Genomic DNA, 24,628 nt, shown 5'->3' on the forward strand with positions numbered 1-24,628 from the left:
GGGCGGACGCACGTGAGTACTAGCTGACATGGACTCTCTCGGACTTGAACATACAAGTCCGAGAGAGTCCATTCGGCTCTGTATAGGGGGAAAATGTTTGTAGGGGCACTGGAGTTCGACATCCTTTTCGGCGATGTCCACTCACTCAAGGAAAAGCGTTCGATGCTGTCGCCGATCCTGACGGAACTCCGTCGATTCGGTGTGAGTGCAGCGGAGGCGGGGGAGCAGGGACGCCTGCGTCGTGCGCTCGTGGGCGTCGGTGTGGTCAGTTCGTCCGTCGATCACCTGCACGATGTTCTCGATCATTGTGAGCGAGCGGTCGCTGAGCGTCCGGAGATTCAGTTGCTGGCTGTGCGAAGGCGAATCTTCGGCCCGGAAGACTGAGCGTCATCGAGCGGTGTCGATGAGCCACTCTTCCAGACGCCGTAACGAATCGAGTTCGTCGGCAAGGGATTCGGTGGCTTCGGGACCAACTGTGGCGGTGTTTGTGCTCACGCTCGACACATGCGACAACTGATCTCTACCGATGGTGATTTGGTTGCCGGGTAGCCGATGGACGAGACTGTTGTCGGTAATAATTCTTGTTAACCAGAACTTTGATCGATCGAGTCACCTCGATTCGAGTGGCCAGGTAGAGGAGACTGACAGTCATGGTAGATCCAGCCCGGGCACGCAAGTTGGCAAAGCGTATTGGAACCATCGTCGCGACGGCGATCGATCACGAGATCAAGGATCCGCGACTCGCATTCGTGACCATCACGGACACCAAGGTCACCAACGATCTGCACGACGCGACGGTGTACTACACAGTCATGGGCGAGAAGGTCGATTCCGCACCCGATGTGGAAGCCGCCGCCGCAGGTCTCGAGAAGGCCAAGGGTGTTCTGCGCTCGAAGGTCGGTGCCGGAACCGGAGTTCGCTTCACACCGACTCTGACGTTTGTCGCCGATACCGTTCCCGACACCGCGCGTCATATGGAAGAACTGCTGGCCCGTGCCAAGGCCGCCGACGACGAGGTCGCCAAGGCGCGTGAGAATGCACAGCCGGCCGGAGATGCAGATCCGTACAAGGAGCCGCGAGTGGCTTCGGACGAAGACGAGGCGTCGCCAGATGTTCGTGAAGCCGACTGACGCGCACCGAGAATGACGATCACCGCACTTTCGGACGTCGACCCCTGCGAGGCGAAGTTCGCTCAGGTGGCCGAGGTTCTCGAATCGGCACACACGGTGACAATTCTCTGCCATGTGCAGCCGGATGCGGACACGATCGGCAGCGGACTTGCGCTCGGTCTCGTTCTCGAGCGTCGGGGCATTTCGGTGCAGGTCGCGTTCAGTCGGCCGTCGGCGCTGCCCGAGTCGATGCGCGATTTCCCCGGTCTCCACTTGCTCGTGGCGCCCACTGATGTTCGGGAAAGTGTCGATGTACTGGTGACGGTGGATGTCGGCAGCGAGGGCCGTCTCGGTGAGTTGTCGAGTCGACTCGCCGGCGCGAATCGCACGATCGTCCTTGATCACCATCGCTCCAATTCCGAATTCGGAAGCATCAACGTCGTCGACGAAACCGCGGCCTCGACGACGGCACTCATCGCACGATTCTTCGATGCGTGGGGAGTCGCGATCGATCGCGATATCGCGCACTGTCTCTATGCCGGACTGGTCACCGACACCGGCTCCTTCCGGTGGGGAGGTCCGCTTCCGCACGTGCTCGCGGCGCGTTTGCTGGCGACCGGCATCGACGGCGACGCGATTGCGCGAAAGCTGCTCGACACCCATCCATTCGGGTGGTTGCCGATGCTGGCTTCGGTACTCGGGTCCGCGGTGCTGGTCCCGGAAGCCGCGGACGGCCGTGGGCTGGTGTACGCGGTCATCCGACGCAGTGACATCGGCGATCTTCGCTCCGAGGAGATCGAGAGCGTCGTCGATATCGTGCGAACCACTTCGGAAGCCGAAGTTGCCGCAGTACTTAAAGAGTCGGTTTCCGGAAGCTGGTCGATCTCGTTGCGTGCAAAGTCGGCGATCGACGTGTCGGCGGTCGCTGAAAGTCTTGGTGGCGGCGGACATCGGCTGTCGGCCGGATACACGTCGACCAGTTCCAGCGACGAGATTGTTGCCGCGCTCGTCGCGGCACTCGGCTGAATCCGCGGCATTGAGCGAATCTGACGCCACCTCGGCGGGATCTTCGGCAGCTGATTTCGACGTCACTGGGCGTCGAATCTTTTCCCTGGCGTTTCCGGCGCTCGGGGTACTGGCGGCCGAACCCCTCTATCTGTTGTTCGACATCGCCGTGGTCGGCCGACTCGGGGCGCTTCCGCTGGCCGGATTGGCAGTCGGTGGTCTGATCCTGTCGTTGGTGAGTACGCAGCTGACCTTCTTGTCGTACGGCACCACGGCGCGGGCCGCACGGCTTCACGGGGCGGGCCGCGAGCGCGACGCGGTGGGTGAGGGTGTTCAGGCGACCTGGCTGGCGGCCGCGATCGGCCTGGCCTTGGTCGTGATCGTGCAGGTGATCGCCGGCCCGCTGACTTCGGCGGTGGCCGGGACTCCCGACATCGCCGCGGCTGCGGAAAGTTGGCTCCGGATAGCGGTGTTGGGTGTTCCACTCATCCTGGTGGCCCTGGCCGGCAACGGCTGGATGCGCGGGGTTCAGAACACGGTGCGACCGCTGCGGTTCGTCCTTGTCGGCCTGGGTATTTCGGCGGTGTTGTGTCCGATTCTGGTGCACGGCTTGCTCGGTGCTCCGCGTCTGGAACTCGAAGGATCAGCTGTTGCGAATCTGGTGGGCCAGAGTGTTTCGGGTGTGCTGTTCGCCTGGGCGCTCTTTCGTGAACCCGTTTCGGCTCGACCACATTTTGCGATCATGCGGGCGCAGATGCTGATGGGCCGTGACCTGATTCTGCGCAGCCTCGCATTCCAAGCGTGTTTCGTTTCCGCGGCTGCAGTGGCGTCGAGGTTCGGTGCGGCTGTAGTCGGTGCGCACCAAGTCGTCCTCCAACTGTGGAACCTGGTTTCGCTCCTTCTCGATTCCTTGGCGATCGCAGCTCAGACGCTGATCGGAGCGGCGCTCGGCGGTGGATTCGCAGACGCGGCGAAAAAGATGACCTGGCGGATCACCGCATGGTCGACGGTATTTGCCGTGGTGCTCGCGATCTTCTTCGCCGCCGGCCACTCCGTGGTCCCCGGACTCTTCACGTCCGACGCCGAGGTGCTCGGTCAGATGTCGATCGCATGGTGGTTCTTCGTCGCGATCATGCCGGTGGCGGGAATCGTCTTCGCACTCGACGGTGTTCTACTCGGCGCCGGGGACGTGGTGTTTCTGCGCAACGCGACCATGCTGTGCGCAGTTCTCGGGTTTCTGCCCGCGATCTGGCTCTCTCTCGCCTACGACTGGGGGCTCGCCGGAATTTGGGCAGGGCTTACCGTGTTCGTAGTACTTCGGATGGTCGCGGTGTCGTGGCGAGCGTTTTCCGGCAAGTGGGCAGTGACAGGTCCGGCGACGGCGAAGCGCGGAAGTTCAACTGAGGAAGCAGAGGGATCGTGGCAGCAAAGCTGATGGCGGTGAGCGACATTCATGTCGGTCACAACGGCAACAAGCCGATGACGGAGGAACTGTTCCCGGATTCGCCTGACGACTGGCTCATTCTCGCCGGAGATGTTTCCGAGAAAACTGACGACATTCGGTGGGCGTTGAAGCTCCTTCGCAGCCGATTCGCAAAAGTCATCTGGATTCCGGGCAATCACGAACTGTGGACGACCGCCAAGGATCCGGTTCAGATTCACGGAGCGCCGCGCTACGAGTACCTGGTCAACATGTGCCGCGAACTCGACGTCATCACACCCGAGGACCCGTTCCCGGTGTGGGAGGGAGACGAGGGACCGGTCACGGTCGTCCCGATGTTTCTTCTCTACGACTACTCCTTCCTGCCGGAAGGTGCGCGAGACAAGGAACACGGGCTCGAGATCGCGCGTGACAAGAACGTCGTCGCCACCGACGAGTTCCTACTCTCACCGCAGCCGTATGCGACGCGCGACGCATGGTGCCGGGCGAGGATCGAGTACACCCAGGCGCGGTTGGATGCGCTTCCCGAAGGCACAAGAACCGTTCTCGTGAACCATTTCCCGATGGTCCGGCAGCCGACGGACGTGCTCATGTATCCGGAGTTCGCACTGTGGTGCGGAACCACCGCTACCGCCGACTGGCACGTGAAGTACAACGCGGTGTGCTCGGTGTACGGGCACCTGCACATCCCTCGAACCACCTACTACGACGGCGTCCGCTTCGAGGAAGTCTCACTCGGATACCCGCGCGAGTGGCGTCGGCGTGGACTGCCGGAGAAGTTGTTGCGTCAGATTCTTCCCGTTCCGGAGTACCCGCCGGGAACGCTCAACAAGTGGGGTGGCCACTTCAAGGTCACGCCGGAGCAGGAAGCCGAAGTCGAGCGCATGCGCGCCGCACGCTGAGAGGTATCGCTACGTGATCGAACAGATTCTTCCCGGTGGAGTTGCGACGGCCGAGGCCTTCGTCGATCCGCCCGGTCTGGTTCCGCACCCCAGTGAGGAAGCGTTGATCGGCCGCGCGGTCGAGAAGCGTCGTCGTGAGTTCGTGACCACCCGGCACCTTGCGCGTCAGGCGATGGGCAAGCTCGGTGTTCCGTCTGCCGCTGTCATGCGCGGTGAGCGTGGTGCGCCGCTCTGGCCGCAGGGAGTGGTCGGGAGCCTCGCCCATTGCGACGGCTACCGCGGCGCTGTCCTGGCGTACTCCATGCAGGTCCGCTCACTCGGTATCGACGCCGAACCGCACGGCCCGCTGCCGGACGGGGTATTGCCCGCGGTCAGCATCGAGGCGGAACGAACGTGGTTGGACACTCAGGAAACCGGCGGTCCGGTGCACTGGGATCGAGTGCTCTTCTGCGCGAAGGAAGCCACGTACAAGGCGTGGTTTCCACTCACCGGGCGCTGGTTGGGTTTCGAGGACGCCCACATCACGTTCGAGGCGGAGTCGGAAACGTCCGGCACTTTCAACTCGCGTCTGCTGGTCCCCGGTGAGGCGACGTCCGGTCCGCCGCTCACCTCTTTCGACGGCAGGTGGTTGGTGTCGGACGGACTCATCCTGACGGCAATTTCGGTGCAGTGAGCGCGACTGGCAGAATCGGCACACGTGTCAGCTCGTGAAAAGCCTTCCTCCGGTCTTGTCGGCGCCGGAATTCTGATTGTCGACAAAGAGGCGGGTATCACCAGCCACGACGTGGTCGCTCGGTGCCGCAAGTTGTTGAACACCCGGAAGGTGGGACACGCCGGGACGCTGGATCCCATGGCGACCGGTGTTCTCGTTCTCGGCGTCGAGCGTGCGACCAAGTTGCTCGGACTCCTGGCGCTGACAACCAAGGCGTACTCGGCGACCATTCGCCTCGGGGCAGCGACGGACACGGACGATGCCGAGGGGGAGGTCCTGACCTCCGCAGACGCTTCGCAGGTGACGGACGCGGAGATCGCGGCGATCGTGGCCACGCTGACCGGGGACATCAAGCAGATCCCGGCAAGCGTGAGCGCTATCAAGGTGGACGGTCAGCGCGCACATGCTCTGGTGCGTGCGGGAGAAACCGTCGAGCTGGCGCCGCGCCCGGTAACGGTGTCGACTTTCGAGGTTCTGGCTCGGCGAGATGTCCCGGGTGGCTTCGTCGATCTGGACGTCGACGTGGAGTGCTCGTCCGGTACGTACATCCGCTCGCTTGCCCGCGACCTCGGTCGTGAATTGGGCGTCGGCGGTCATTTGACGGCATTGCGCCGCACCCGCGTCGGGCCGTTCACTCTCGAACATGCGCGCACGCTCGAAGATCTCGCGGATCAGCCGGGTGTGAGCCTCGACATCGATCAGGCCGCGCAGACGGCTTTTCCGCATCGGCAGATCACGGCGGAGGAAGCCGAGGCGATCAGCCAGGGGCGCTGGCTCGAGCCGATCGGGATGAAGGGGATCTGTGCGGCGATCGATCCCACCGGTCACACGATTGCGCTTCTGCAGGAGAAGGGTCGACGCGCCAGTTCGGTGATGGTCGTGCGACCGGCGACGCTTCGCGGGTGATCGTCCGCGAGCGTGTCGACGGCGACCTCGACGGTTGCGTCGATGCGCTGGCACAGGTCCACGAGTGCGACGGATATCCGAACACGTGGCCGCAGAACCCGCACCGCTGGCTCAGTTCGCCCACGGTGGTAAAGGCGTGGGTCGGTGAGAGCGACGGTCGTGTTGTCGGTCATGTGGCCGTCGACAGCGAGGTCGCAGGTGCGCCCACAACCGCGGGATCGATAGCCGTGTCGCGATTGTTCGTTCATCCTGGCTCACGTGGAAACGGCCTCAGCGATGCGCTACTCGATGCCGTGACGGATTTCGCAGCCGAGAGTCGGTTGGAACTGGTGCTCGACGTCGTCGACGACGCTCTGCCGGCGATCGCACTGTACGAGCGTCGAGGGTGGGTGTACGTCGACGAGAGGCTCGCCGACTGGACCCGGACCGACGGCGTCCGGCCCGTGGAACGCCGATACCGACTGCCGCTTTGACTACCTCGGCTAGACGAGCCAAATTGCTTGAGCGACTGGACTTCCCAAGTCGATGGTGTTGGGGCTGTCGCCGAGTCGAACGGACACTGTCCCGGCGAAATCGCGGCGCTCCTCGACGGTGATCTCGACATCGAGACTGACGCCGACGGAATCGAAGTACCGGAGCATTTCGGGATCGGAATCGGAGATCCGGGCAACGCGGCCCCGCTCACCGTTGGCGAAGTCGCTGAGCTGGCGGGCCGGGGGAGTCGGCACCGAACCGTCGGTGGCGGGAATGGGATCACCGTGCGGGTCACGTTCGGGGAAGCCCAGTTTGGCATCCATCCGCGAGATCATCAGATCGGAAACGGCGTGTTCGAGGACTTCGGCCTCGTCGTGGACTTCGTCCCAGCCGTACCCGAGTTCCTGAACCAGATAGGTCTCGATCAACCGGTGGCGCCGGACCATGGAGACGGCGGCCGCGCGGCCACTGTCGGTCAGGGCGATGGATCCGTAGCGGGCGTGATCGACCAGGCCCTGGTCCGAGAGTTTGCGGATCGCCTCGGACACCGTCGAGGCCGAGACGCTCATTTTCTCGGACAGGAGCTTGGTGGAAACCCGCTCGTGGGACCACTCCTGGATCGTCCAGATGACCTTGAGGTAGTCCTGGGCCACCGACGAGAGTGCGAGCGTGTCGATTGCCGCGTCCTGCGCCGAAGTGCTGTCGCCATCCGACGTCGATGATGCTTCCGAGGTTCCGGTCTTGTGAGCTGCCACAACGCTTAGCTTAGGCTACGAAATCCGGAACTTCCGTACGTGAGCGGCAGCACAGCGGTGATTCGCTGGGCGGGTCCGAACGTGACCCGCCGCCGGTGGACCCGTAGGCTGCCAATCGTGCTGAGATGGCGTGGTCTCGACGAAGTTCCGGCCGATTGGGGTCGTTGTGTGCTCACTATCGGTGTGTTCGACGGTGTGCATCGTGGGCATGCCCAATTGATAGCGAGAGCGGTTACTGCTGCCCGCAAACGTGGTGTTCCGAGCGTGTTGATGACGTTCGACCCGCATCCCATGGAGGTTGTGCGGCCGGGTAGTCATCCAGCCCAGTTGACGACGCTGCAACGGCGTGCGGAATTGGCTCAGGATCTGGGCATCGACGTGTTCTGCGTGATGCCGTTCACCGCTGATTTCATGAAGCTGACGCCGGAGCGCTACGTCCACGAGATTCTCGTCGAACGTCTACATGTCGCCGAGGTCGTGGTGGGGGACAACTTCACCTTCGGCAAGAAGGCGCTCGGCAATGTCGATCTTCTTCGTGAAATGGGCGCTCGCTTCGGCTTTGCCGTCGACGGCGTCCAGCTGCTCGCCGAGCATGCGGTGACGTTCTCGTCGACCTACATCCGCTCGTGCGTCGACGCAGGCGACATGGAAGCGGCTACCGAAGCTCTGGGCCGTCCACATCGTGTCGAAGGTGTGGTCGTCCACGGTGACAAGCGTGGACGCGAGTTGGGGTTCCCGACGGCCAACGTTGCACCGCCGATGTTTTCGGCGATTCCGGCCGACGGCGTGTACGCGGCGTGGTTCACGGTGCTCGGTGCCGGCGAGGAACTCGGAACCGTCGTTCCCGGTCGCCGATACCAAGCCGCGGTGTCTGTGGGTACCAATCCGACCTTCTCCGGCCGGACCCGAACCGTCGAGGCATACGTTCTCGACACCGAAGCAGACCTGTACGGACAACACGTCGCGGTCGACCTGGTTTCGCGGATTCGCGGTATGGAGAAGTTCGACTCGATCGAGTCGCTCATCACGGCAATGAACCGAGATGTCGAACGCGCACGCCGGATTCTGAGTGAGGATGCAGAACGCAGCGTCGGTTGAGTTCCTCCTGTGTCAGTGGCGGCCGCCACATTCGCTCCAGGTGGGCGAGAGCGCCTCATTGCTGCTGGTAGGATCTTCTCTCGGTGCGTGCTGCGGTTTGCGGTGGCCGCGCCCGATCTAGTTCCTTTCACGCAAACGTCATCACAGGAGTGAATCAAGTGGCATTGACCACGGAAGAAAAGAAGGCCGTTCTCGGCGAGTACGGCTTGCACGAGACCGACACGGGATCGCCTGAAGCTCAGGTGGCAATGCTCACCAAGCGCATCACCGATCTCACCGAGCACCTCAAGACCCACAAGCATGACCACCACTCGCGTCGTGGACTGCTCTTGATGGTCGGTCGCCGTCGTCGTCTGCTGAAGTACGTGGCAAAGACCGACGTCGCTCGCTACCGCACGCTCATCGAGCGTCTCGGCCTGCGTCGCTAGATTTTTCTCACGACGCTGATCGAAAGCAACACGGCATGCTTCGGTTTGCCGAACACTCCGTCAGCCGGCGAAGCCACGCATATACTGGGCTTCGCTGGCTTTCGGCGTTAGCTGCCGCAAGGCAGTTTCCGCTGTCGGCGCTATGCACAGTTGTCTATGCGCAGTTGTTTATGCGCAGTTGTGCAGTGCGCAGCCAGCACACCGTATGCACCAGAGAACGTGGTGTCGGTTGTCGGTAGTGGTTCTCCGGACCGGGCAAGTGCCCGAAAGCTCCGGCGGACTTCGATCGACGGCCGCCCGAACGTCGTGACGTCCCGAAGCAGAAATCGCTCGCATCGCAAGGAGCGTCTGCAATTCAAGAGGGGGACGTCCCTCGGTGCGCAGTTTCCACCAGGAGGGTGGAAACGCCCGCGCGGGTACGGCGAAGACGAGAGGGAAGTGAAGAGAAAAGAATGACAGAGAATTCCGTAGTAGAGGTCGACGAAGGCGTGTTCGAATCCACCGCCGTGATCGACAACGGGTCCTTCGGTACCCGCACCATCCGTTTCGAGACCGGACGCCTTGCTCAGCAGGCCGCCGGCGCCGTCGTTGCTTACCTGGACGACGAGACCATGCTGCTGTCCGCCACGAGCGCCAGCAAGCACCCCAAGGAGCACTTCGACTTCTTCCCCCTGACGGTGGACGTCGAAGAGCGTATGTACGCAGCGGGCCGCATCCCCGGTTCGTTCTTCCGTCGTGAGGGACGTCCCTCCACCGACGCGATCCTGACTTGCCGCCTCATCGACCGGCCGCTGCGCCCGTCCTTCGTCGACGGTCTCCGTAACGAGATCCAGGTCGTCGTCACGGTCATGAGCCTCAACCCGCAGGATCTGTACGACGTCGTGGCCATCAACGCCGCTTCCGCGTCGACGCAGATCGCGGGCCTGCCGTTCTCCGGACCCGTCGGTGGCGTGCGCGTTGCACTCATCGTCTCGGACGAGAACAAGACCGGCCAGTGGGTTGCATTCCCGACGGTCGATCAGCTCGAGAACGCCGTCTTCGACATGGTCGTCGCCGGCCGCGTCGTTTCCGGTAGCGGTGACAACGCCGACGTCGCGATCATGATGGTCGAGGCCGAGGCCACCGACAACGTCATCGCGAAGATCGCCGACGGCGCTCAGGCACCGACCGAGGCCATTGTCGCCGAGGGCCTCGAGGCCGCCAAGCCGTTCATCGCACGCCTGTGCGCTGCACAGGCAGCACTTGCATCCAAGGCTGCAAAGCCCACGGGTGACTACCCGGTCTTCCCGGCGTACCAGGACGACGTTTTTGCTGCCGTCGAGGCTGCTGCGTCCGAAAAGCTCAATGCCGCACTGACAATCGCCGGCAAGCAGGAACGCGACGACAAGATCGACGAGGTCAAGGTCGAGGTTCTCGAGCAGGTTGCACCCAACTTCGAAGGCCGCGAGAAGGAACTGGGAGCAGCGTTCCGCTCGCTCACCAAGAAGCTGGTTCGCCAGCGCATCCTGCGCGATCAGTTCCGCATCGACGGCCGCGGCGTCACGGACATCCGTTCGCTGTCCGCCGAGGTTGCGATCATCCCGCGCGCACACGGCTCCGCACTGTTCGAGCGTGGCGAGACCCAGATCCTGGGTGTGACCACTCTCGACATGGTGAAGATGGCTCAGCAGGTCGACTCGCTCGGTCCCGAGACCACCAAGCGCTACATGCATCATTACAACTTCCCGCCGTACTCCACCGGTGAGACGGGCCGCGTCGGTTCGCCGAAGCGTCGCGAAATCGGTCACGGTGCACTGGCCGAGCGCGCTCTCATGCCGGTTCTGCCCAGCGTCGAAGAGTTCCCTTACGCGATTCGCCAGGTCTCCGAGGCTCTGAGCTCCAACGGTTCCACCTCGATGGGCTCGGTGTGCGCGTCCACGCTCGCACTGCTCAACGCCGGTGTGCCGCTTCGCGCTCCGGTTGCCGGTATCGCCATGGGTCTGGTTTCCGACCAGGTCGACGGCGAAACCCGCTACGTCGCGCTGACCGACATCCTCGGCGCCGAAGACGCCTTCGGCGACATGGACTTCAAGGTCGCAGGTACCAAGGACTTCGTCACGGCCCTGCAGCTGGACACGAAGCTCGACGGCATCCCGTCGCAGGTCCTTGCCGGTGCACTCTCGCAGGCCAAGGACGCACGGACCACGATCCTCGAGGTCATGGCGGAAGCCATCGACACCCCGGACGAGATGAGCCCGTTCGCTCCCCGCGTGACGGCCATCAAGGTCCCCGTCGACAAGATCGGTGAGGTCATCGGCCCCAAGGGCAAGATGATCAACTCCATCACCGAGCAGACCGGTGCCAACATCTCCATCGAAGACGACGGCACCGTGTTCGTCGGCGCCACCGATGGACCGTCTGCACAGGCCGCGATCGACATGATCAACGCCATTGCCAACCCGCAGCTCCCCAAGGTCGGCGAGCGGTTCCTGGGCACGGTCGTCAAGACCACCGCCTTCGGTGCCTTCGTTTCGCTCCTGCCGGGACGCGACGGACTGGTGCACATCTCGAAGCTGGGCAGCGGTAAGCGCATTGCCAAGGTCGAAGACGTGGTCAACGTCGGATCCAAGATCCGCGTCGAGATCGCCGACATCGATGCTCGCGGCAAGATCTCGCTGATCCCGGTCGAAGAGGGCAACGACGAGGCTGCCGCTCCGGCCGCCGACGAGGCTGCTTCCGAGTAGATCTCACTTCGTACTCTGATGCGGCCCCGCGCGGATTTCCGTGCGGGGCCGCATCTGTACTGTCTGTAGACACAGAGCCTGTAGATACCTGATTGACCACTTGCACCGAGGACTGCTGAACCTTTTCATGGCAAAGACCACTCCCAACACCACGCGCAGCCGCAGCGCTGTGCTGAAATCGCCGATCGATGCGACTCCCGAATCCGGAGTACAGCGCACGGTCCTTCCCGGCGGCCTGCGCGTCGTCACCGAGTTCATTCCCGGTGTGCGTTCCGCCTCCGTCGGTGTGTGGGTCGGAGTCGGCTCGCGCGACGAGCAGCCGAGTGTGGCCGGTGCCGCGCATTTTCTCGAGCACCTGCTGTTCAAGTCGACGCCGTCACGGACGGCGTTGGACATCGCGCAGGTCATGGATGGTGTGGGCGGCGAACTCAATGCATTCACGTCGAAGGAACACACCTGTTTCTACGCGCACGTGATCGACGACGACCTTCCGATGGCGGTTGACCTTGTCGCCGACGTCGTGCTGCGAGGGCGTTGCAGAACCGCGGACGTCGATGTCGAGCGGCAAGTAGTGCTCGAAGAGATCGCGATGCGTGACGACGATCCGGAAGACTTGCTCGGCGACGCGTTCCTGACCGCGTTGTTCGGCGATCATCCTGTCGGCCGTCCGATCATCGGTAGCGTCGAATCGATCGAGTCGATGTCGCGCAATCAGTTGCATTCCTTCCATGTTCGGCGTTACACACCGCAGCGGATGGTGCTGGCCGTAGCGGGAAACGTCGACCACAAGCAGGTAGTGACGCTCGCTCGCCGTGCATTTGCCGGACATCTCGAGCGCGGGGTCAAGCCCGCGCCGCGGCGCGAAGGCACTCTGCGGTTGCGCACGATGCCTGAACTGAGCTTGACCCACCGCGACAGCGAGCAGGTCCACCTTGCGCTCGGGGTACGCGCGTTCGGCCGGCACGAGGGCCATCGCTGGGCGCTGTCGGTGCTCAACGCCGCAGTGGGCGGTGGGCTGAGTTCTCGTCTGTTCCAAGAGATTCGGGAGAAGCGCGGGCTTGCGTACTCCGTCTATTCGGGCGTCGACACCTTCGCGGACACCGGAGCGTTCTCCGTGTATGCAGGTTGCCAGCCGGAGAACCTCGGGGAGGTTGCCACGGTGATCCGCGAGGTACTCGCGAACGTGGCGACGGACGGAATCACCGATGCCGAGATCGCCCGCGCCAAGGGATCGCTGCGCGGCGGATTGGTTCTGGCACTGGAAGATTCAGGCTCACGCATGAACCGTATCGGTCGCAGCGAACTGAACTACGGCAACCATCGCAGTGTTGCGCAGACGCTCGCAACCATCGACGCAGTCACCTCCGAAGAGGTGCTCGAGGTGGCGCAGGTGCTCTTGACGAGGCCGTTTGCAGCCGCCGTCGTGGGTCCGTACAAGCGGGTTCGTGACCTCCCCGCGTCGGTACGCGGGATCGTGGGCAAGTAGTTCGAACTATCGAAATCGGGGTGTGCAGTTGAAGATCCGTGGTGCAGTGCTCGAAGAGATCGGCCGGAAGCGTCCCTTCGCAGAGTCGACTCCGATTTCGATTTCGGAACTCGACCTCGAATCCCCGGGCCCGGGTGAGATCCTGGTCAAGATCGAAGCTGCCGGGCTTTGTCACTCCGACCTCTCCGTGGTCGACGGCAATCGGGTACGACCGGTGCCGATGTTGTTGGGCCATGAGGCGGCAGGTCGAATCATCGAACTCGGCGACGGAGTTGATTCGTTGTCGGTGGGCACCCGCGTCGTGATGACTTTTCTTCCACGGTGCGGTGAATGTGCGGGATGCGCCACTGACGGCCGGATGCCTTGCACGGTGGGTAGCGCTGCCAACAACGACGGCAGTTTGCTCGGTGGCGCGCATCGACTGCGGCGCTCCGGCGAGAACGTCAAACATCATCTCGGTGTTTCGGGTTTCGCGACGCATGCTGTGGTCAACGCCAAGTCGGTTGTTCCCGTCGACGACGACATCCCGGCCGAAATTGCAGCCGTACTCGGTTGTGCGGTGTTGACCGGTGGGGGAGCGCTCCTCAACGCGGCGAAGCCTCGCCCGGCAGACACCGTGATGGTGGTCGGCTTGGGTGGCGTCGGGATGGCCGCAATCCTGACGGCGAGGGCACTCGGGGTCGAGAACGTCATCGGTGTCGACGCACTGGAATCCAAGCTGGCTCAGGCGCTGGAACTGGGCGCGACCGAGGTCTTCACACCGTCCGGCCTGTCCGAGAGTGGCGTTCGCGCAGACATCGTCGTCGAGGCCGCGGGAAATGCTCGGGCCTTCGAGACAGCGGTGGCTGCGACGGCAGCGGGTGGCACGACCGTCACGGTCGGGTTGCCGGCGCCTGACGCGCGCTCGTCGATCTCACCTCTCGGACTGGTCGCCGAAGCGCGGACCATTATCGGCAGCTACCTGGGATCTGCGGTCCCGTCCCGCGACATCCCGATCTACGCGCAGTTGTGGCGCGACGGGAAGCTGCCGGTCGAGAAGCTCATTTCCTCGCGAATCGAATTGGCCGACATCAATTCGGGTATGGACGAACTCGCCGACGGAAAAGCAATCCGACAGGTCATTATCTTCGACGCGGAGTAGGTGCACGTCGGTGTTATGCAGCGGAAATGAGGCGTTTGCGCTCCCGATTCCCTCCCGAGTCGCCACGGAAAATCGTTACCCGTTGTAACGCTCCTCTCGTACTGGACGACTACTCGAATGACGTTGCGTGACGCCCCGGGGGTCGGTCGTACGTTTTCCAAAAGTTGATTGGGGAGAAGATATGCCGGTTCGTGGGTTCTTTTCGCGACATCGAATACTGGCGGGTGCAGTAGCGCCCGCAGCGCTCGGCGTGGCCGCACTGGTCGCGGTCGCAGTTGCCGTGGATTCTCCGCAATCGCAGACGATCGAGACCGAATTGACCGCGTCTGTCACCGAGTGTCACGACACGGTCGGGATCGGTGTCGCCGGTCGCGGTGACACGCCGGTCGAGGGTACGACGAAGATGCTCGTCGGTGCGGATGGAAAGACACTCCTCCCGGCGGCGCTCACAGACGACTACAGCAGCCACTGGGTGGACCCGGTACTCAAGGCGCCCGCCGGGTCGGTCAAGGACGGCTCGTACGCCTCGGTCTACATTGCGTACCCCGCCAACATGGACAGTTACGAAGAAGCCGTGACGACGGGCGCGGACAACACGCGAGCGGTCATGAAGGCGATCAGTGCCGCATGCCCGAACACGAAGTTCTCGATTGTCGGCTACAGCGAGGGCGCTGACGTAGTGCGCCGCGTGGCGATGGACATCGGCTCGGAGTCGAGCACCTCCGGCATCAATCCGGACAACGTCGTCGGTGTGGTGATCTTCGCCGACGCCGGTCGACTCGCGGGCGAGGGCCCGTTCCCCGGCGCGAAAAACCCCTACATGAACCCTGACGGTTTCAACGAGCAATATCAGGACGGTAAGAACACCGCTTCCGGATCTGGTGCACTTCCAGGTACCAGTGGGGACTTCGGGGCCCTGAAAGGCAAGATTGCGTCGTTCTGCTCTGACGGCGACCTCACCTGCGCAGCCCCCGAGAACATTTCACTCCTGATCCTGGCGGCAAACGTCGGTCGGCAGCTCAACGTCGACCAGTTGCAAGCGCAGAATCTGACGCCCGCCACCGGCATGGATATCGCGGTTGTGATGGGACGCGTGATGTTCGACGCGTTCAACGACATCTCGAGCAATCCCACCTGGATGCAGAGCGACGAAACCTTCCTCGATGTCTTGCTGAAGGTGTCCGACCCGGCGTACAAGCCGAGCGAGGCCACCACCAAGCCAGTCGCAAAGGACTCGGTTTCCACGGAGGAAGTGTCGCCGTTGGCGTACCTGCCGCAGAAACTGTTCAAGGAAATCGTCGGCCTCATCGCCACGAACCAGAACACGATCCCCGTCGTCATGAACGATCCGTACGGCCTCACTTTGGGCCCGGACGTCGGTCACCACTTCGACTACTGGCGTGATTCGGATGCTGCAAACGGCAAGCCCCTGACGTCAGCGGAGTATGCAGCGGCGTGGCTGACTTATCTGGCCAAACAGGCGCAAGACGGCAAGCCGGTCGATTCGTCGGCGAAGCCGACCGCAGAAGAGATGGCGGATGCCATCGATGCCTTGGCTGCTTCGCCTTCGGTTACCGACTCGGCCAAGCCCACCACAACCACGGGCGCAGCTGCACAACCCGCACCCGCAGGTTCGGGATCTGCAGCACCGGCACCCGCGGTGCCGACGACGTCATCGGTTGCGCCGGCCGCGACGCCGAGTGTGACGTCGACCGTGGCGCCGTCGACTTTGGTCCAGTCGAGTGCACCGCCCGCCGCGACCACGGCGACGACAACATCGACGACAACGACGACACAAGCTGCAGCCGGCTAGAGGTTTCCGTTCGTCAAAAACGCTGTCACAGGCTGCGATCCGCAATTAGTTGCGGATCGCAGCCTGTTTTCGTGTACGGGTTACGCACAACGACCGTTGGTGCTTATCGTGGAAGGGAGGTTTCCGGATCACGAATCGTGGGTTTCACCGTGCACGAGCTGTCCATTGCGCAGAGTGTGGTCGAAGCCGTGTGTGAGCGCGCCGGCGAGCGACGAGTATCGAGCGTGCGGCTTGAAGTAGGGCAACTCTGCGCGGTGGTTCCACACTCTCTGCTGTTCTGCTTCGACGTCGTCACCGCGGGTACTCACGCCGAAGGTGCCAGCTTGCACATCGATGAGATTGCAACCAGCGCGCGATGCAAAAGCTGCGGCGTGATGTTCTCGCCGCCCGACATGTTCTTGCTGTGTGAATGCGGCAGTGCTGATGTCGAGGTGCTTGCCGGCCGAGAGTTACGGATCCTGTCGATGGAAGTGAGCTGAGCATGTGCGCGACGTGTGGGTGCGGGGACACCACAGGACCTCGGGTGTCGGTAGTCGCAGACGGAGAACACGAGCAGGAACACGACGGTCACGGGCACGGTCACGAGCATGACCATGAGCACGGCCACCCCGACCACACCGTGATTCTCGAGCAGCAGGTGCTCGCCAAGAACGACGGCATTGCGGTTCACAATCGTCAGTGGATGCGGAGCCGCAGAATCACGGCGCTCAACATCATGAGTTCCCCCGGCGCGGGGAAGACGACATTGCTGGCGCGAACTATCCGGGAGCTCGGATGTCAGCGACCGATAGCCGTGATCGAAGGTGACCAGGAAACCCGGCTCGACGCCGAGCGGATCCGAGAGACCGGCGCGTCGGTGGTGCAGGTGAATACCGGGGCCGGATGTCACCTCGATGCCGCGATGATCGACCGCGCACTGCGCGCCTTGGATCCCGCTGAAGAATCGCTGCTTCTGATCGAAAACGTCGGAAACCTGGTGTGCCCCGCGCTCTTCGACCTCGGCGAGGAAGGCAAGGTTGTCCTAATTTCGACGCCGGAGGGGGTAGACAAGCCGAAAAAGTACCCACACATCTTCGCTGTCGCGGACCTCGTGGTGATCAACAAGATCGACTTGCTCCCGTACGTCGAGTTCGACGTCGATGCCTGCGTCGAGCAGGCGAGAATACTCAATCCTGCTGTGCGCGTTGTTGTTTTGTCTGCCACGACAGGTGAGGGCATGGACGAGTGGTACGAGTGGATCGGTAGTCGTTCGGCGATTTCTCCGGTGGCCGTTGACAACTGATCTGCTCGGGTAGTTAATGAAATGAGTGGGTGCCACGCAAGTGGGCCGAGGTTCGACTCCGGTGGCGTCAGCGTTTCGGTGCCGCGGCAATTCGAGGCCACAGAGTCTTGAGGCCATAGCGTGTCAGGCCAGTCGCGGCGCTGAGAGTCAAGGCGCAAGTGCACCCGTGAAAGCGGCTGACATGGACACACAAAAATCGACTGCTGGCACCACGGCGGAACCTGCCTCCGAAAGCGCAGCTACCCCCGCAAGCGCAGCGGCCAAAGCGGAAGAAACTCTGATCCACGTGCTGTGGATCAATGCCGGTCTCAGTTGCGACGGAGATTCGGTGGCGCTCACTGCAGCCACGCAACCCAGTATCGAGGAGATCGCGCTCGGCGCCTTGCCCGGCCTGCCGCAGGTAGCGGTTCATTGGCCGCTCATCGACTTCGAATGCGGACCGCAGGGTGGCGCTGACGATTTCCTGGAGTGGTTTTGGAAAGCCGACCGCGGAGAACTGGAACCCTTTGTTCTTGTTGTCGAAGGATCGATACCGAACGAGAAACTTCACGACGAGGGGTATTGGTGCGGCTTCGGGAACAATCGCGAAACCGGCCAACCGGTCACCACGAGCGAATGGCTCGACAAGCTGGCACCGAAAGCCACTGCGGTAGTTGCGGTCGGTACGTGCGCGACCTACGGCGGCATACATGCGATGGCCGGCAATCCGACCGGTGCGATGGGCGTGCCGGACTATCTCGGGTGGACCTGGAAATCGAAGGCGGGCATCCCGATCGTCTGCGTTCCCGGGTGTCCCATTCAGCCGGACAACCTCTCCGAGACCCTGACCTACCTTCTGTACATGGCCACTGATCAGGCGCCGATGATTCCCTTGGACGAATCCCTGCGCCCGCAGTGGCTTTTCGGTGCCACCGTACACGAGGGCTGTGACCGTGGTGGGTACTACGAGCAGGGTGAGTTCGCGACGGAGTACGGGTCACCGAAGTGCATCGTCAAACTCGGATGTTGGGGACCGGTCGTGAAATGCAATGTCCCCAAACGTGGTTGGATCAACGGAGTCGGCGGGTGTCCTAATGTCGGCGGGATCTGCATCGGGTGCACGATGCCGGGATTCCCCGACAAGTTCATGCCGTTCATGGATGAACCACCTGGCGGCAAACTCTCCACCAATGCGGTGGGAATGTACGGGTCCGTGATCCACAGTCTCCGCCGGATCACCGGAAACACGTTGGACAAGGAACCGCACTGGCGCGAGCGCGGGTCGAAATTACTCACCGGTGCGACGCGTACGTGGTGACCGACCGGATACATTCAAATCAGTTCGTGAGCAACGTCTCTGGGAGGCACTGCAATGACGGCCATCGTTCCCGAACCCACCTCGACTGCAGACCGCGACGGTCTTGTCGAGATGGCGTGGGACCCCATCACCCGAATCGTCGGCAGTCTGGGTATCTACACCAAGATCGACTTCGCCAATCGCGAAGTGGTGGAGTGTCACAGCACGTCGTCGATCTTTCGCGGGTATTCCCTGTTCATGAAGGGGAAGGACCCGCGCGACGCGCATTTCATCACCAGTCGTATCTGCGGCATCTGCGGTGACAATCACGCCACATGCTCGTGCTACGCACAGAACATGGCGTACGGCGTCAAGCCGCCGCATCTGGGCGAGTGGATCGTCAATCTCGGCGAGGCCGCCGAGTACATGTTCGACCACAACATCTTTCAAGAGAATCTTGTCGCCGTCGACTACTGCGAGAAGATGGTCTCCGAGACGAATCCCGGTGTGCTGGCGCAGGCAGAGAACACGCGCTGCCCGCACGAGGAGCAGCACGGGTATCGCACGATCGCGGACATCATGCGGACTCTCAATCCGTTCACGGGTGAGTTCTATCGCGAAGCGTTGCAAGTCTCGCGTTCGACTCGCGAAATGTTCTGCTTGATGGAGGGCAGGCACGTTCACCCGTCGACGCTCTATCCCGGCGGCGTCGGCACCGTCGCGACGATCGAACTGATGACGGACTACATGTCGCGGCTGATGCGGTACGTCGAATTCATGAAGAAGGTCGTGCCGATGCACGACGACCTGTTCGACTTCTTCTACCAGGCGATGCCTGGTTACGAAAAGGTTGGCCTGCGGCGGACCCTGCTGGGTTGTTGGGGATCGTTCCAAGACCCCGAGTACTGCAATTTCTCCTACAAGGACATGACCGACTGGGGCCGGAAGATGTTTGTCACTCCCGGTGTGGTTGTCGACGGAAAGTTGGTCACCACGGATCTGGTGGACATCAACCTCGGTATCCGGATCATGCTGGGCTCCTCGTATTACGAGGACTGGAGTGATCAGGAGATGTTCGTCAAAACCGATCCGCTGGGTAACCCGGTCGATCGCAGGCACCCGTGGAATCAGCACACCAACCCTCACCCGCAGAAGCGGAACCTCGAGGACAAGTACAGCTGGGTCATGTCACCGCGATGGTTCGACGGAAAAGACAACCTTGCTCTGGATACGGGCGGGGGAGCATTGGCTCGTCTGTGGAGCACCGCTCTGGCCGGCCTGGTCGACATCGGATACCTGGAGTCGACCGGACACAGTGTGAAGATCAATCTTCCGAAAACAGCACTGAAGGGTCCTGTCTCGCTCGAGTGGAAGATTCCCGAACATGGCAGCAATACCCTCGAAAGAAACCGCGCGCGAACGTATTTCCAGGCATACGCAGCCGCGGCTGCCCTTCATTTCGCCGAGAAGGCGCTTGTCGAGATCCGGGCCGGCCGGACCAAGACGTGGGAGTCGTTCGAGGTCCCGGACGAGGGTATCGGTTGCGGATTCACCGAAGCCGTCCGCGGAGTTCTCTCACACCACATGGTGATTCGTGACGGAAAAATCGCGAACTATCACCCGTACCCACCGACACCGTGGAATGCGAGCCCGCGCGACAGCTACGGAACCCCCGGCCCGTACGAGGATGCCGTGCAGGGTCAGCCGATCTTCGAGGAGAACGATCGAGACCACTTCAAGGGCATCGACATCATGCGGACCGTGCGTAGTTTCGATCCCTGCCTGCCGTGTGGTGTTCACATGTATCTCGGCGGTGGCAAGACCCTGGAGAAGTTGCACTCTCCGACGCAGTCCGTGACCGGGGAGTGATCGATGGAGCAATCGGCCGACTACTGGCGCGGAGCAGGTGAGCGCATCGAGACGTTGTTGCAGGCCAACGCCGGCGCAGGCCCGGTGGCGAGAGATCGCGCCGAGCAACTGGTGCGTGAGGTCGTGCAGTTGTACGGCGCAGCACTCGAACGCACCGTCGCTCTGGCAGATCCGGCCACGATGGATGCGATGGTTCGCGACGATCTGGTGTCCAGCCTGCTACTGGTGCACGGACTTCACCCGCACGACGTGGAGACCCGCGTCCGCACTGCGCTCGACAGCGTGCGTCCGTACCTCGGTTCGCACGGAGGCGACGTCGAACTGATCGAGGTGGCGGACGGCGTAGTGCGACTACGGCTTCTCGGAAGCTGTAGCAGTTGCCCTTCGTCCTCGGTGACCCTCGAAACCGCGGTCCAGGACGCGGTGCAGGCGGCGGCACCCGAGACCACCGGAATCGACGTCGAAACACCGGATTCGCATGAGCTGAAGTCGGGTGTGATTTCGGTCGAGTCCCTGTTCTCGCACGTTCACGCCGACGGGGGAGGTACGCACTGGGTGGAGGTCCCCGAATTCGCCGAAGTCGAGGTGGGAGAGGTCGCGGGCTTCCGCGTGTCGGGCACCGATCTGTTGGTCTGCCGCTCCGGTGACGATCTGTACGCGTATCGCGACCGTTGCCCGGTGTGTGAGCACTCGATGGCGGGGGCTGTGCTCGAACGCATGATGGGCCGTCCTGCCCGAGACGCCGCTGTCCTCACCTGTCCGACGTGCTCTGCCCACTTCAGTGTGTACGGGGCGGGAGCGCGGGTGGGCACCGGCTCCGAGCACCTGGCGCCTGTGCCGGTGCTGATTCGCGACGGAGTGCTCTCGGTCGCGCTTGCTGACGATTCTGTGATACCGGTGACCTAGCCGTGAACGCAGCCCGGTCATGAAAGTCACTGTGGGAGAGGTGCTCACACGAATCGCCTCGTCGCGTGTCGTTCCGACCGGACCGAGGTGTGAGATGTGTGCGGCGGGCATAGGCGACGAACACCAGCACGTCGTGGACGTACAGGTCCGGAGCCTGATGTGCGTGTGCCGACCCTGCTATCTACTCTTTGCACCGGTCGACGCGGACCTTCGATACAAAGCGGTTCCCGATCGGTACCTCGAGTTTCCGGACTTCGACCTCGGCCCTGGCCGGTGGGAGTCTCTGGAAATCCCCGTCGGCCTGGCATTCTTCTTCCGCAACTCACTCCTCGACAAGTACATAGTCCTCTATCCGGGACCGGCCGGAGCTACCGAATCCGAGTTGCCCATCGACTCGTTCGAGACTGTGCTCGAGGAGAATCCGGGGCTCGCGCAGATGCGGGCCGACGTCGAGGCGTTGATCGTGTCGGTGCCCACGTCAGGACAATCGCCGAGATGCTTCGTTGTTCCCATCGACGCCTGTTACGAACTGGTGGGACGATTGCGCACCGTGTGGCGCGGATTCGACGGTGGCCAGGATGCCGCACGCGCAGTGGACGAGTTCTTCGGGCGCGTCGAGGCGCGAAGCAGGTCGGCATGACTGTTCTCGACTTCTCGATCGACAACATGGAGGTGGAACCGTACGCGGTTACGCCGAATCTGACGGTGAGATTGAGAATGTCGGAATCCACCGGCACGACCGTCCGTGCGGTGGCTCTGCGCGCGCAGGTACGAATCGAACCACACCGCCGACCGTACTCCGACGCCGAAGGCGAAGGTCTGCGCGATCTCTTCGGTCCGCGGGAGCGTTGGTCGAGTACGCTGCGCACCTTCCTGTGGATGGAATGTTCCACGGTCGTTCAAGGATTCACCGGAACAACGGTCGCGGCCTTGCCCATGGCGTGTACGTACGACTTCTCGGTGACGGCGTCGAAGTACATGCACGCACTCGGAGACGGAACGATTCCGATCGTGGTTCTACTGAGCGGCACGGTATTCACCGACGGACCGCGTGGGTTCTCCGTGCAGCAGATCCCGTGGGACAGATCTGCTGCCTACGAATTGCCGGTCGACGTGTGGAAACAGCTGATGGCTGCGCATTATCCGGCGTCTGGTTGGGTACGCCTCGACCATGAGACGATTGCCGATCTCGTGCGGTTCAAGGCAGCGCACGGCCTCACGGACCTCGATTCAGCCGTGCGGCAGTTGCTGACGGCGAGCCAGGTGCCGCGATGACTCGAACGGGGATGGATCACGACGTTCGGGCCGTGGCCGACGCCGTCCTGTACGAGGGATATCTTCTCTATCCCTACCGGGCCGGCTCGGCGAAGAATCAATCCCGTTGGCAGTTCGGGGTTCTCGGACCGCCCGGCGCCGCCGAGGTCGGAGTCGGCGAGGAACCGTCGATGTCCGCGCAATGTCTGCTCGGCGAATTCGAGCGGAACGGCGTCGAAGTTTCTGCGACTGTGAGATTTCTGCACCACCAGTCGCGGACGGTTGAACGACTCGGCGCCGGCGGGGCGTGGATCCCGGTCGATCGGTTGGTAGTCGGCGAGCGGGAGTCGATCTCGTGGGACGAAGCCACCGAGTCCGAGATCGTGTTGGGTCCGTGGGGTCTGGACGAACTCGAGGCCGGCGTCGAAGAAACCTTCTGTGCGGCCGGAGTTGTCGAAGGAGAGACTTTGTCGGACTCTCGGGGCAGGGTGGTCGGACGGATCGTTCGGACACGGCTTCCGGTCAATGGCCTCTTGGCAGTGAGCGCCTCCGCCGGGGACGGACGCACGGTGATTTCCGTGGAGATCATGAACGCCACGAGCGTCTACGCACGGGACAAGGGCACGGCCACCGCGCAATCGATGCTGGGGACTCACGTCATTGTGAACTGCACAGGCTCGAGGTTCCTGTCGTTGTTCGAAGAAGCAGATCACTCGGAGCAGTTGCGGCAAAATCGCTGTTATCCGGTGCTTGCGGGGACCGAGGACCCCACTCACCCTGGCACATCTCCCACCGTTCTGGTGTCACCGATCATCCTGTACGACTTTCCCGAGATTGCGCCGCAGAGCGAGGGATCTCTCTTCGACTCGACCGAGATCGACGAAATTCTCACCCTGAGAATCCTTGCCATGACCGACGAGGAAAAGGCGCGGGCGCGAGCTACCGACTCCAGAGCTGCCGACATCATCGACCGATGTGAGCGATTGACGGACGACGATCTAGCCGGCCTGCACGGCGTGCTGCGAGATTCGAATGCCGGTTCTGATCTGATACCCGAGGTGCCTGACGGTGTGGACTGGTGGACCCCGGAAGCCGACACCAGTGTTCAACCACGCACCGACGCAGTTCTGATCAACGGCGTCCGTGTCTCTGGTGGAAGTACGGTTCGGCTCCACCCCTCACGCCGCGCTGATGCTCAGGACCTGTTCTTCGACGGCCGGATCGCCCACGTCGCCACCATTCATGAAGACGTGGACGGCGACATTCATGTTGGGGTGACACTGTTGGACGATCCGGCCGCCGATCTGCACAACTGGTACGGCCGCTACCTGTACTTCGCGCCGGACGAGATAGAGCCGATGCCGCGCGACAGCGCGTGACGTACTCACAGCTATCGAACTTCACCGCTATCGAGAGGAGAACTCGCCATGAGGAGCATGGGATTGCTGTCGACGGCACTTCTCGGCGCCACCGCGATCGCAGCCGCGATCGTCCTGGTGGTGTCGATGCCGGACATCCAGCGCTATCTGCGAATGCGAAAGATGTAAAGCGCTGTGCGCGTGCTGATTGCAGGTGTCGGAAACATTTTTCTCGAAGACGACGGATTCGGCCCCGAAGTTGTTCGGGCGCTGCAGCATGAGAATCTCCCATCGGGAGCTCGCCTGGTCGACTACGGGATTCGGGGCGTGCATCTGGCGTACGACTTGTTGGAGTCGTGGGACGCCCTGGTCCTGATCGACGCCTTACCGGCGACCGGAGTCCCGGGCAAGCTCGCGATCATCGAAGTGGACCCCGAAAGTGAAGGCCCGCAAGGAGGTTTCGACGCGCACTCGATGCATCCGAGTTCGGTGTTTGCCAGCCTGCAGGCCCTCGGCGGAACACTCCCGCGGACGTTCGTGGTGGGGGCACATGCGAAATCGATCGGCGACGGAATCGGATTGAGTGCGGAGATGCGTGATTCGGTAAGGCAAGCCGCTTCTGCGGTGCTGGCACTCGTCCGGTCCATCGACGTGGACTGTGATGCCACCACACTGGGGCCGGAGGTGTGA

General features: G+C 62.5%; 25 protein-coding genes. 24 read left to right on the forward strand and 1 reads right to left on the reverse strand.

Going from position 1 to position 24,628, the window contains the following annotated elements; all coding sequences use genetic code 11:
• Positions 1-93: 93 nt before the first annotated feature.
• The 8 genes from M0639_RS12385 (at position 94) to M0639_RS12420 (ending at position 6,548) form a co-directional block, all read left to right on the forward strand.
• A complete protein-coding gene (locus tag M0639_RS12385; protein ID WP_003942205.1) occupies positions 94-384 on the forward strand; it encodes a DUF503 domain-containing protein in 291 nt (96 codons plus the stop codon).
• Between the two features lie 266 nt (positions 385-650).
• Positions 651-1,130, forward strand: coding sequence for a 30S ribosome-binding factor RbfA (gene rbfA / locus M0639_RS12390; RefSeq protein ID WP_003942248.1), 480 nt, complete (start codon positions 651-653; stop codon positions 1,128-1,130).
• 12 nt (positions 1,131-1,142) lie between these two features.
• Positions 1,143-2,135 (forward strand): DHH family phosphoesterase, encoded by a 993-nt coding sequence (locus tag M0639_RS12395; RefSeq protein WP_058038657.1) that lies wholly within the window; start codon positions 1,143-1,145, stop codon positions 2,133-2,135.
• A 10-nt stretch (positions 2,136-2,145) separates the two neighbouring features.
• Complete coding sequence (locus M0639_RS12400; RefSeq protein ID WP_064073716.1) at positions 2,146-3,549, forward strand: MATE family efflux transporter; 1,404 nt, start codon at positions 2,146-2,148, stop codon at positions 3,547-3,549.
• Positions 3,534-4,457, forward strand: coding sequence for a metallophosphoesterase family protein (locus tag M0639_RS12405; RefSeq protein ID WP_007735051.1), 924 nt, complete (start codon positions 3,534-3,536; stop codon positions 4,455-4,457). Before M0639_RS12400 ends, M0639_RS12405 begins: the two co-directional genes overlap by 16 nt.
• Before the next feature lie 13 nt (positions 4,458-4,470).
• Positions 4,471-5,130: a 4'-phosphopantetheinyl transferase family protein gene (locus M0639_RS12410; protein ID WP_003942126.1), complete on the forward strand. Its 660-nt coding sequence runs from the start codon at positions 4,471-4,473 to the stop codon at positions 5,128-5,130.
• Positions 5,131-5,154: 24 nt separating this feature from the next.
• On the forward strand, positions 5,155-6,075 hold the full coding sequence (truB, locus tag M0639_RS12415) for a tRNA pseudouridine(55) synthase TruB (protein WP_020907442.1): 921 nt from the start codon (positions 5,155-5,157) through the stop codon (positions 6,073-6,075).
• Positions 6,072-6,548, forward strand: coding sequence for a GNAT family N-acetyltransferase (locus M0639_RS12420; protein ID WP_030535608.1), 477 nt, complete (start codon positions 6,072-6,074; stop codon positions 6,546-6,548). The genes truB and M0639_RS12420 overlap by 4 nt, the downstream gene beginning before the upstream one ends.
• A 9-nt stretch (positions 6,549-6,557) precedes the next feature.
• Here M0639_RS12420 and M0639_RS12425 read toward each other — a convergent pair whose 3' ends face one another.
• A complete protein-coding gene (locus tag M0639_RS12425; RefSeq protein ID WP_003942116.1) occupies positions 6,558-7,304 on the reverse strand; it encodes a metal-dependent transcriptional regulator in 747 nt (248 codons plus the stop codon).
• Positions 7,305-7,421: 117 nt separating this feature from the next.
• Between M0639_RS12425 and M0639_RS12430 the strand changes: the two genes are divergently transcribed.
• From M0639_RS12430 to M0639_RS12500, 16 genes are all read left to right on the forward strand, one after another.
• Complete coding sequence (locus tag M0639_RS12430) at positions 7,422-8,402, forward strand: bifunctional riboflavin kinase/FAD synthetase (RefSeq protein ID WP_003942148.1); 981 nt, start codon at positions 7,422-7,424, stop codon at positions 8,400-8,402.
• Between the two features lie 158 nt (positions 8,403-8,560).
• Positions 8,561-8,830, forward strand: coding sequence for a 30S ribosomal protein S15 (gene rpsO / locus M0639_RS12435; RefSeq protein WP_007735061.1), 270 nt, complete (start codon positions 8,561-8,563; stop codon positions 8,828-8,830).
• A gap of 452 nt (positions 8,831-9,282) precedes the next feature.
• Positions 9,283-11,553 (forward strand): polyribonucleotide nucleotidyltransferase, encoded by a 2,271-nt coding sequence (locus M0639_RS12440; protein WP_064073680.1) that lies wholly within the window; start codon positions 9,283-9,285, stop codon positions 11,551-11,553.
• A gap of 127 nt (positions 11,554-11,680) precedes the next feature.
• A complete protein-coding gene (locus M0639_RS12445) occupies positions 11,681-13,039 on the forward strand; it encodes a M16 family metallopeptidase (RefSeq protein ID WP_003942169.1) in 1,359 nt (452 codons plus the stop codon).
• Positions 13,040-13,067: 28 nt separating this feature from the next.
• A complete protein-coding gene (locus M0639_RS12450) occupies positions 13,068-14,180 on the forward strand; it encodes an alcohol dehydrogenase catalytic domain-containing protein (RefSeq protein WP_007735068.1) in 1,113 nt (370 codons plus the stop codon).
• A 181-nt stretch (positions 14,181-14,361) separates the two neighbouring features.
• Positions 14,362-15,993 carry a cutinase family protein gene (locus M0639_RS12455; RefSeq protein ID WP_042450727.1) on the forward strand — a complete coding sequence of 544 codons (1,632 nt, stop codon included), beginning with the start codon at positions 14,362-14,364 and terminating at the stop codon, positions 15,991-15,993.
• Between the two features lie 149 nt (positions 15,994-16,142).
• Positions 16,143-16,472, forward strand: a complete 330-nt coding sequence (gene hypA, locus M0639_RS12460; protein WP_073512368.1) for a hydrogenase maturation nickel metallochaperone HypA — start codon at positions 16,143-16,145, stop codon at positions 16,470-16,472.
• 2 nt (positions 16,473-16,474) lie between these two features.
• The gene (hypB, locus tag M0639_RS12465) at positions 16,475-17,275 is read left to right on the forward strand and encodes a hydrogenase nickel incorporation protein HypB (RefSeq protein ID WP_064073679.1); all 801 of its coding nucleotides are present in this window, start codon (positions 16,475-16,477) and stop codon (positions 17,273-17,275) included.
• A gap of 181 nt (positions 17,276-17,456) precedes the next feature.
• A complete protein-coding gene (locus M0639_RS12470; protein WP_042922651.1) occupies positions 17,457-18,572 on the forward strand; it encodes an NADH-quinone oxidoreductase subunit B family protein in 1,116 nt (371 codons plus the stop codon).
• 54 nt (positions 18,573-18,626) lie between these two features.
• A complete protein-coding gene (locus M0639_RS12475; protein WP_007735075.1) occupies positions 18,627-20,420 on the forward strand; it encodes a nickel-dependent hydrogenase large subunit in 1,794 nt (597 codons plus the stop codon).
• A gap of 3 nt (positions 20,421-20,423) precedes the next feature.
• Positions 20,424-21,326, forward strand: a complete 903-nt coding sequence (locus M0639_RS12480; RefSeq protein ID WP_064073678.1) for a NifU family protein — start codon at positions 20,424-20,426, stop codon at positions 21,324-21,326.
• Positions 21,327-21,345: 19 nt separating this feature from the next.
• Positions 21,346-21,966, forward strand: coding sequence for a DUF5947 family protein (locus tag M0639_RS12485; RefSeq protein ID WP_058038667.1), 621 nt, complete (start codon positions 21,346-21,348; stop codon positions 21,964-21,966).
• A complete protein-coding gene (locus M0639_RS12490; protein ID WP_007735081.1) occupies positions 21,963-22,601 on the forward strand; it encodes a DUF6084 family protein in 639 nt (212 codons plus the stop codon). The genes M0639_RS12485 and M0639_RS12490 overlap by 4 nt, the downstream gene beginning before the upstream one ends.
• Entirely contained in the window at positions 22,598-23,959 is a 1,362-nt protein-coding gene (locus M0639_RS12495) for a hypothetical protein (RefSeq protein ID WP_064073677.1), read from the forward strand. The genes M0639_RS12490 and M0639_RS12495 overlap by 4 nt, the downstream gene beginning before the upstream one ends.
• A gap of 48 nt (positions 23,960-24,007) precedes the next feature.
• Positions 24,008-24,127: a DUF6893 family small protein gene (locus tag M0639_RS35190; protein WP_003942178.1), complete on the forward strand. Its 120-nt coding sequence runs from the start codon at positions 24,008-24,010 to the stop codon at positions 24,125-24,127.
• Positions 24,128-24,133: 6 nt separating this feature from the next.
• Positions 24,134-24,628 (forward strand): hydrogenase maturation protease, encoded by a 495-nt coding sequence (locus M0639_RS12500; RefSeq protein WP_030535599.1) that lies wholly within the window; start codon positions 24,134-24,136, stop codon positions 24,626-24,628.

Origin of the sequence: Rhodococcus qingshengii JCM 15477, assembly GCF_023221595.1 — a bacterium.
GTDB classification, from domain to species: Bacteria; Actinomycetota; Actinomycetes; order Mycobacteriales; family Mycobacteriaceae; genus Rhodococcus_F; species Rhodococcus_F qingshengii.